The organism is Mycobacterium sp. (genome assembly GCF_049585075.1).
Lineage (GTDB): Bacteria > Actinomycetota > Actinomycetes > Mycobacteriales > Mycobacteriaceae > Mycobacterium.
Map to the genome: position 1 here is coordinate 1 of NZ_JBAUZA010000344.1, position 8,566 is coordinate 8,566.

General features: G+C 65.4%; 11 protein-coding genes. 3 read left to right on the forward strand and 8 right to left on the reverse strand.

The window, feature by feature from the left end:
* Position 1: 1 nt before the first annotated feature.
* A complete protein-coding gene (locus WB785_RS16235; protein ID WP_424080342.1) occupies positions 2-721 on the forward strand; it encodes a DUF2993 domain-containing protein in 720 nt (239 codons plus the stop codon).
* Here the strand turns inward: WB785_RS16235 and deoC are convergent.
* From deoC to WB785_RS16265, 6 genes are all read right to left on the reverse strand, one after another.
* Positions 718-1,389 (reverse strand): deoxyribose-phosphate aldolase, encoded by a 672-nt coding sequence (gene deoC / locus WB785_RS16240; RefSeq protein WP_424080343.1) that lies wholly within the window; start codon positions 1,387-1,389, stop codon positions 718-720. The two genes, WB785_RS16235 and deoC, sit on opposite strands and share 4 nt — an antisense overlap.
* Positions 1,389-1,808 carry a DUF2599 domain-containing protein gene (locus WB785_RS16245; protein WP_424080344.1) on the reverse strand — a complete coding sequence of 140 codons (420 nt, stop codon included), beginning with the start codon at positions 1,806-1,808 and terminating at the stop codon, positions 1,389-1,391. Before WB785_RS16245 ends, deoC begins: the two co-directional genes overlap by 1 nt.
* A 4-nt stretch (positions 1,809-1,812) precedes the next feature.
* Positions 1,813-2,085: a DUF2516 family protein gene (locus tag WB785_RS16250; protein WP_424080345.1), complete on the reverse strand. Its 273-nt coding sequence runs from the start codon at positions 2,083-2,085 to the stop codon at positions 1,813-1,815.
* Positions 2,086-2,168: 83 nt separating this feature from the next.
* Positions 2,169-2,762 carry a heparin-binding hemagglutinin gene (locus WB785_RS16255; RefSeq protein WP_424080346.1) on the reverse strand — a complete coding sequence of 198 codons (594 nt, stop codon included), beginning with the start codon at positions 2,760-2,762 and terminating at the stop codon, positions 2,169-2,171.
* Positions 2,763-2,839: 77 nt separating this feature from the next.
* On the reverse strand, positions 2,840-3,232 hold the full coding sequence (locus WB785_RS16260; protein ID WP_424080347.1) for a helix-turn-helix domain-containing protein: 393 nt from the start codon (positions 3,230-3,232) through the stop codon (positions 2,840-2,842).
* Between the two features lie 96 nt (positions 3,233-3,328).
* Entirely contained in the window at positions 3,329-4,663 is a 1,335-nt protein-coding gene (locus WB785_RS16265; protein ID WP_424080352.1) for a DUF445 domain-containing protein, read from the reverse strand.
* Between the two features lie 252 nt (positions 4,664-4,915).
* Between WB785_RS16265 and WB785_RS16270 the strand changes: the two genes are divergently transcribed.
* Together WB785_RS16270 and WB785_RS16275 are read left to right on the forward strand one after the other, a co-directional pair.
* Entirely contained in the window at positions 4,916-5,617 is a 702-nt protein-coding gene (locus WB785_RS16270; RefSeq protein ID WP_424080348.1) for a TetR/AcrR family transcriptional regulator, read from the forward strand.
* Between the two features lies 1 nt (position 5,618).
* Positions 5,619-6,641 carry a prenyltransferase gene (locus WB785_RS16275; RefSeq protein WP_424080349.1) on the forward strand — a complete coding sequence of 341 codons (1,023 nt, stop codon included), beginning with the start codon at positions 5,619-5,621 and terminating at the stop codon, positions 6,639-6,641.
* Here the strand turns inward: WB785_RS16275 and WB785_RS16280 are convergent.
* A complete protein-coding gene (locus WB785_RS16280) occupies positions 6,638-7,525 on the reverse strand; it encodes a cyclopropane mycolic acid synthase family methyltransferase (RefSeq protein WP_424080350.1) in 888 nt (295 codons plus the stop codon). The two genes, WB785_RS16275 and WB785_RS16280, sit on opposite strands and share 4 nt — an antisense overlap.
* A gap of 71 nt (positions 7,526-7,596) precedes the next feature.
* The coding region (locus WB785_RS16285) for a KasA/KasB family beta-ketoacyl-ACP synthase (RefSeq protein ID WP_424080351.1) at positions 7,597-8,566 on the reverse strand (970 nt) is incomplete at its 5' end.

The window sequence follows — 8,566 nt, forward strand, 5'->3', positions numbered from 1 at the left end:
GTTGATCCTGGCGATCGTGGTGCTGCTGGTCCTCGCGGCCGCGATCGGCGCCGAGCTGTATACCCGCCATCTGGCGAGCAGCAAGGTGGCCAACGCAGTGCAGTGCGAGATCCAAGACAGCGCCAACGTGTCATTCGCGGCGACCCCACCGGTGTTGTGGCAGTACCTGTCCAGCCACTACACACAGATTTCGGTGCAGACCGCGGGCAACCAGGTGCGCTCGGCCAAAGGCATGAAGGTCGACCTGACCATCCGCGACATCAAGCTGAGCGACACCAGTAACTCCAAGGGCACGATCGGCTCAATCAACGGCAGCATCACCTGGTCGTCTGACGGCATCAAGCAGTCGATCCAAGACGCCATCCCGGTGCTGGGCAAGTTCGTCACCGGCGAGGTGACCACCAATCCGAGTGACGGCACCGTCTCGCTGAAGGGCATGTTGGACAGCGCCACCGTCAAGCCGCAGATCGTGAACAACGGGCTGTCGCTGCAAGTCGTCAGCTTGAGTGCGTTGGGTTCGAAGATGTCTACAACGGACGTCCAAAAGCACCTGGACGATCTCACCTCGAAGGCGACCCAAAGCTATCCGCTGGGCATCCACGCCGACGGCGTGAAGGTCACAAGCAGCGGCGTCGAGGCGACGTTCTCGACGCAAAACGCCACAATCCCGGCGTCGTCGTCGCAGCCGCAGACCGGTCAGGACTGCTTCGGCAGCGTCTAAACCAACCCGTCGAGCACGGCGCGGGTGCCCGACAGCCCCAGCCGCGTGGCGCCTGCGTCGAGCATCGCCAGGGCATCGGCCGCAGTGCGGATGCCGCCGCTGGCCTTGACTCCCAGCCGTCCACCGACGGCGTCGGCCATCAGCGCGACAGCGGCCACCGAGGCCCCGCCGGCAGGATGAAAGCCCGTCGACGTCTTCACGAAATCCGCGCCCGCGTCTTCGGCGGCGCGGCAGACGTCGATCAGGGATTGCTCGCCGGCCAGGGTCAACAGCACCGCCGACTCGACGATCACCTTGAGCACGGCGGTGGGAACCGCGGCGCGCACAGTCGCGATCTCTGACCGCACCGCATTGACGTCACCGGCAACGGCGGCGCCGATGTCGATCACCATGTCGATCTCGCTGGCGCCCGACGCCACGGCCAGCGTCGCGTCCCCTGCCTTCATCTCGGGCAGGTGCTTACCCGACGGGAAGCCCGCCACCGCGGCCACCCGCACTCCCGCGGCGGTGGCGTGCGGCACCATCGACGGCGAGACGCAGACGGCGTAGACGCCCAGTGCTGCAGCTTCGGCCGCGACGGCGGCCACGTCAGCAGCGGTGGCCTCCGGTTTGAGCAGGGTGTGGTCGACGACGCCCGCCACCTGGGCGCGAGTCGGTCGGCCAGCCATCAAAAACTCTCTTCTGAACCGCCGGGGTTGCATCCGGATCCGATCATCGTGGCGGCGTCGACGACCGGGCGCCACGGCTCGAGGTTCCAGCTGACTTTGCCGGGCTCGATGACCTCGGCCAGCTCCCAATGGCAGAGAAACTGCTCACGCATCCCCGGGGTAGCGGCATCAGGCGCGTGGGCGCGCACCTCAGACCATGCCTCGTCGGCGTCGGGACCGGCCGAACCGACCTGCCTGGCGGCCGCCCGCCCGGACGCCGTCGGATACACCCGCAGGCTGGGCAGCTGGTTCCACTGCGCCCACTCAGTGTGGTCGACGAACGGCGGTGCGCTCGCGCCGGCGGTGTCTGGATCCGCCGATGCCGGAGCGGCACCCACCAAAGCGACGATTGCCGTCGCCGCGAGGGTCAAAACTCGCATCCCGCTATCGCGACTTGCCCTGAATCTCAAGAAGTTTGGGCCGAACATCAACCAGGTAGACACCCGCCGCGCAGGCGGCGATCGCCATCCCGAGCACATTGAGCAGGTAAGCCAGGGGCAACGCAGCGCCAAGGATCACCAACCAGACCGGCTTGGTCAGCTTGTCCGCGGCGGTGTACGCGTCTGGTCGTTGCATCGCCGCATGCACGAACGCGTACAACGTCGTGATCAATACGGCGACCAGCAAGACGGCCAAGACGGTATTAACGAGGTCCACCCAGTAAGCGTAAGCGGGCGGCGCCGAAAACGTCGACTCCGAGCCGCCCGGGTAGGCGACTCGGAGTCGAGGTGTGGCAGATCCTACTTCTGGGTGACCTTCTTGGCGCCAGCCTTCTTGGCCGGAGCCTTCTTGGCGGCAGCCTTCTTGGCCGGGGCCTTCTTGGCGGGAGCCTTCTTGGCCGGAGCCTTCTTGCTGGGCAGCTCGATGCCGACCAGCTTGGCGGCGCGCTCGCCGACCGCGCGGGTCTGCGAAGCAACGGTGCCCAGGGCCTCCTGGGTCAGCTCGACCGCCTGGTCGACGCTCTCCCGGGCACGCGCCGACGCGTCGTCGAAGCCGGCCTGGCTGCGCAGCCGCTCAAGAGCGACCTCGCCGCGCTCGACCAGCTCGTTGTACCGAGAGGTCGCCGCCTCGACATAGCCTTCCGCGGCGCTGCGCAGCTCCTCAGCGGTGAAACGGTCGCGCAGGTCGCGCAGCTGCTCGGGCAGGTCCTCCTGCAGCTTGGTCAGGCGAGCGCGGCTCTCCTCGACCCGGCTGCGGGTGTCGGTGCGGGTCTCTTCGGCGCGGTCACGCAGCTCGGCGAGCAGGTCGTTGACCGTGGCCAGAGCCAGGTCGGCGGCGCCCAGCGCAGCAAGCAGCGGGGCCTTCAGGTCCTCAATGGTCGTGTTGTCGGCCATCGTGTTTCCTTTCGTCGTTTTCCTTGGTGCTTATCGGTTGGCATTGCTCAATCACGAGCTAGGCAGGGTTGAAGGGTCTAAGCAGGTGCAGTCTCCTCACGGGCAGCTTCGTTCTGCTGGACGAACGACGTGTAGATGTCCAGCAGCACCTGTTTCTGCCGCTCGGTGATCGCCGTGTCGGTGATGATGGCGTCGCGGACTTCGCTGCTCGCGCTGGGCTCGAGAATCCCGGCCTGCACGTAAAGAACCTCGGCGGAGACTCGCAACGCCTTGGCGATCTGGTTGAGCACATCAGCGGACGGTTTACGCAATCCGCGCTCGATCTGGCTGAGGTACGGATTGCTGACACCGGCTTTTTCCGCCAACTGTCGCACCGACACTTGCGCCGCCTCACGCTGCGTCCGGATGAAGCTGCCGATATCGGACGCGGCGGTCGACACCACAGCGGAAAGCTTCTCCTCCTGCGGCATGACTGTTCCTCGAGTCCTTGTGTCGGATGGGTCGGTGCTGACGCGTGCCACAGTAGAACCTAGTGCTAACTTTTGCAAGCACTAGTTAGCAGTGCTCTAGAACAGCAGCTGCGCTAGTCCGTAGATGGCCAGCCCGGCCAGCGCGCCGACAACCGTACCGTTGATCCGAATAAACTGCAGGTCACGGCCTACGTGCAACTCGATGCGCCGGCTGGCCTCCTCGGCGTCCCAGCGCTCGATGGTGTCGGTAATAATCGCTGTGATCTCTACCCCGTACTGGGCAACCAGGTGTTCGGCAGCTCGCACGATCCAGTTGTCGACCTTGTCTCGCAGCTCGGCGTCGTCGCGCAGCGACTCCCCGATGCGCACCACCGCGTCGGCTATCCGGGTGCGCAACGCGCTGGACGGATCGTCAACGCCCTCAAGCACCAGGCGTTTCAGCGTCTTCCAGGCCGTGGCCGCGGCGTTGGTGACTTCCTCGCGGGCCATCAACTGCTCTTTGACCGCCTCGGCCCGCGCGATCGTCGCCTCGTCGTGCTGCAGATCGTCGGCGAACTCGAACAGGAAGCGGGTCGCCGACCGGCGCAGCTCGTGATCCGGGTTGCGGCGCACCTTGTCGGTGAAGTCCATCAGCTCGCGGTGGATGCGGTCGCCGACGAGGTGGTCGATGAACCGCGGCGACCAGCTCGGCGAATCGCGTTCGACGACCCGCTGGATGACCTCTCCGGCGTTCAGCGACCACTGAAATGCTCGGTCGGCCAACAACTGGATCAGCGCCTCCTGCCGGTGTTCGGCCAGCAGCGTGGCCAACACCCGGCCCACCGGCGGCCCCCACTGTGGCTCGTCGATGCGCCGCACGATCATCCGGTCGATGACCTGCTGTACGTCCTCGTCGCGCAGCAGTTCTACCAGGACCCTCAGCACGGTGGCCGCCTCGGCGGCCACCCGTTGGGCATGCGTAGTCTCCGACAACCACTTGCCCAGGCGGCTCGGGATCTGCGCGTCGCGAAGCTTGGTCCCCACCACCTCCGGAGACAGGAAGTTTTCCCGCACGAAGGTGCCCAGGCCTTCGCCGAGCTGGTCTTTCTTGCGTTTGATGATCGCGGTGTGCGGGATCGGGATCCCGAGCGGGTGTTTGAACAGTGCGGTCACCGCAAACCAGTCCGCCAACGCACCGACCATGCCGGCCTCCGCTGCCGCGCCCAGATAGCCGACCCAGGTGGCGTTGACACCGCTGGACTGCGCCCACCGGCAGACCAGAAACAACCCGGTTGCGCCGATCAGAAAACTCAGCGCCACGACTTTCATTCGTCGCAGTGCCCGGCGCCGATCAGCGTCGGCCTGCGGGTCGGCCCCGGCGAATGACTCAGCGAACGACGCGGGTTTGCGGGTCTCTCCCCCTAGCGGCTGCGCGGCTGGGGGTGCTCCCACCGCCGGCGGCGGCACCAGGTCCCTGCCTGCCGTCCGCGGGGCTCGCGGATCGGCTCGATGCTTGGGTCCCGGGTGAGGTGCAAGTGCCACCCCACCATCATCCGCTATCCAAGTGGCCGTTTGGGTACGAAGCGGGTAGCGGTAACTGTTACCGACCCGCGGGCGAAGCCGCGTCTTCTGAGGTGCGGGCCGAGAAAGTGCCGCCGATAACCCGTACCATTAAGAACGACTAGCGAATGGGAATCGGCGATAGTGGCACCTCAGGTTCGAGCCGGAACGGTAAAAACCGATGGCCGGAAGCGGCGTTGGCATCAGCACAAGGTCGAACGTCGCAATGAACTGATCGACGGGACGATCGACGCGATCCGACGGCGCGGTCGCTTCGTGAGCATGGACGAGATCGCCAGTGAGATCGGCGTCTCCAAGACCGTGCTCTACCGCTATTTCGTGGACAAGAACGACCTGACCACCGCGGTGATGATGCGGTTCACGCAGATCACCCTGATTCCGAACATGTCGGCGGCGCTGCAGTCGAACCTGGACGGGTTCGAGCTCACGCGCGAGATCATCCGCGTGTATGTGCAAACCGTGGCCAACGAGCCGGAGCCGTACCGCTTCGTGATGGCCAACAGCTCGGCCAGCAGAAGCAAGGTGGTCGCCGACTCCGAGCGGATCATCGCCCGCATGCTCGCGGTGGTGCTGCGCCGACGCATGAAGGCGGCCGGAATGGACGTCGGCGGGGTGGACCCGTGGGCGTATCACATCGTCGGTGGTGTACAGCTGGCCACGCACTCGTGGCTGCTCGATCCGCGGATGAGCGCCGACGAGTTGATCGACTACCTGACGATGCTGAGCTGGAGCGCGCTGTGCGGGATCGTTGAGGTCGGCGGATCGCTGGAGAAGTTCCGCGGCCAACCGCATCCATCGCCGATCGTGCCGCCGCTAAGTTCGTGAGATGACCGAGGTCACGGTTCGCTCCCGCCTCAGTTCCTGGGCCTATGCCCTGCGCACCACGAACCCGCCACCGGACCGGCCGGTCGACTTCGTGACCCGCTGGATCGTCGTCACCCGCGCCGCGGTGCTGCCGATGACCCTGTTCGCCGGCCTGGTCGCAGCGCTGTTGGCGATTGGCCGACCCGGATTCGATTGGCGCTGGCTGGTTCTCGCAATCGCCGGAATCCTGTTAGCGCACACCGCTAATAACTTGATGAACGACCTGTTCGACACCCAGACCGGCCTCGACAGCTCCAGTTACCCGCGCGCCCTGTACGCCCCGCACCCCGTCCTCTCCGGTCTGGTCAGCCGCCGCACCCTGCTGACCGCGATCGCCGCCGTCAACGTGGCTGACCTGGCGATCCTGATCGTGCTGACCTGGGCGCGCGGCTGGCCGGTGCTGGCGTTCGCGTTGTCGGGTTTCGTGCTCAGCGTCGCCTACACCGCGCCGCCGGTACGACTCAAGAAGCGTGGCCTCGGCGAGCCAGATGTGCTGGTGGTGTGGGGTCCGCTGATGGTCTGCGGGACCTACTACTCGGCAGTGGGCAACGTCGGCTGGGATGTGCTGCTGGCGTCTGTACCCTACGGGCTGCTGTGCACCACAGTGTTGATGGGCAAGCACATCGACAAGATCCCTTACGACCAGCCGCTTGGCATCCACACGTTGCCGGTGATCGTCGGGGAGGCTCGTGCTCGCGTGGTGACGCTGGGCATGATGGCCGGGTTCTACCTGCTGGTGGTGGCCGCGGTGCTGGCCAAAGCGATGCCGTGGCCGGCGTTGCTTGTCGTCGCGGCGCTGCCGCGACTTGTCAAAGTGTGGCCGTATTTCCGCCGCCCGCCACCCGACGAGCCGCCGGCCGACTTCCCGGTGTGGCCACTGTGGTACGCCGCGCTGGCCTGGGTGCACGTGCGCCAAGCGGGTGCATTGCTAGTGGTGGGCCTGGCGATTGGTGCTCTGCTGCCTGGTGAGTGGGCTTGGCCCTAGCCCTTCACGAGGGTGAACTGGCCTACCTCAGATACGTGGCGCTGGAAGAAGTCCGAACACCCGATTAAATAACGCATGTAACGGTCGTAGACCTCCGTCGAGGTCACCGCGATGGCCTCGTCACGGGCGGCTTTTAGCTTGTTCGACCAGGTATCGAGCGTCCGAACGTAGTGATCGGTCATGTTTTGCAGTTCTTCTACCGAAAACCCTGCGGCTGTTGAGTATTCGACGACGTCTTCGTCGGACGGCACCGCACCGCCGGGAAAAATCTCAGCGGCGATGAATCGCATGAAGCGGAGATCGGTCATGGTGATTGGGATGCCCATCTCGGGCCAGCGCTTGAGCGGGTGACCCATGATCGTCTGCAGGACCATTCGGCCGTCGCTGGGCATGACGCGGTTGCACGTATCGAAGAAGGCCTTGTAGCGCGATTTGGGGAACGCCTCGAATGCTTCGATGCTGACGATGCGGTCGACGGGCTCGTCGAACTCCTCCCAGCCGCGTAGCAGCATGCGCCGGGAGCGCCCGGTGTCGATCTGGTCCAGCAACTGTTGGCCCAGAGCGCGCTGGTTCTTGCTCAACGTCAGCCCGACGACATTGACGTCATACCGTTGGACTGCGCGCTTCATCACCGAGCCCCAGCCGCAGCCGACGTCGAGCAACGTCATTCCGGGCTCCAGCCCCAGCTTGCCGAGGGCGAGGTCGATCTTGGCGATCTGGGCCTCTTCCAGCGTCATGTCATCGCGTTCGTAGAACGCACAGCTGTAGGTGCGCGTCGGGTCCTGGAACAGTCCGAAGAACTCGTTGGAGAGGTCGTAGTGGGCTTGAACGTCCTCGTAGGCTGGCCGCAAATTCGTCGAGCCTCCCGACCCGGTGTCCGTCATCGAGATTGACCTTTCAAAGCAAGTCGTGTTCAGGTCGTTGTGCTGTCGCGAAGAACTGTATAACGCACGTGTCAGTAGTGCCCGAAGGCCAGAGCGATGTTGTGGCCGCCGAAGCTGAATGAATTGTTGATCGCGTACCGGTAGTCACCCGCCCGCGGCTCCTCGACCACCACATCCAGGTCGATCTGCGGGTCGAGATTGCGCAGGTTCAACGTCGGCGGAATGACGCCGTCCCGCAGCGCCAACACGGTGAGAATCGACTCGACTGCGCCGACCGCGCCGGTCGAATCGCCCAGGGCCGACTTCGGCGCGTAGACCGCAGGCCGGTGCGCGCCAAACGCATTGTTGATGGCGTTTGCCTCAGCGAGGTCGCCGATGGCGGTGCCGGCGGCGTGCGCGTTGACGTGATCGATGTCGCGCGGAGTCAGGCCGGCAAGCTCGATCGCCCGGGTGATCGCGTGGCCCGCCCGTTCACCGCTGGGGTCCGGCGCCACGACGTGGTGGCCGTCGGAGGTGATACCGGCACCCACCAGTCGACCAAAGATGTTGGCGCCACGGGCTTTTGCGTGGTCTTCGGTCTCGATGACCATCAGCGCACCGGCTTCGGCGAACACCAACCCGTCGCGATCCCTGTCGAATGGGCGGCACGCGCCGGCCGGATCTTCGTTGTTCGTCGATAGCAAGTCCAGTTGCGCGAATGCGGCGATCGGGACCGCCTCGATCCTGGTCTCAACGCCGCCGCAGATCGCGATGTCGGCCTCGCCGAGCACGATTTCGCGCCATGCCTGGGCGATGGCCTCAGCCCCGGAGGCATCGGCAGATACCGGCGTGGTGATGCCCGCTTTAGCGCCACGTTCCAGCCCGACGGCCGCGGCTGCCGCGTTGGGCATGGCTTTCTGCACGCCCAACGGCCCGATGGCGCGAATGCCACGTCGGCGGATGTCGTCGTAGGCGTCCACCATCTCGTCGGTCGAGCCCATCCCGGTGCCGATGGAAACCATCAACCGGTTGGTGTCGACGTCGGGCGAGCCGGCATTCGTC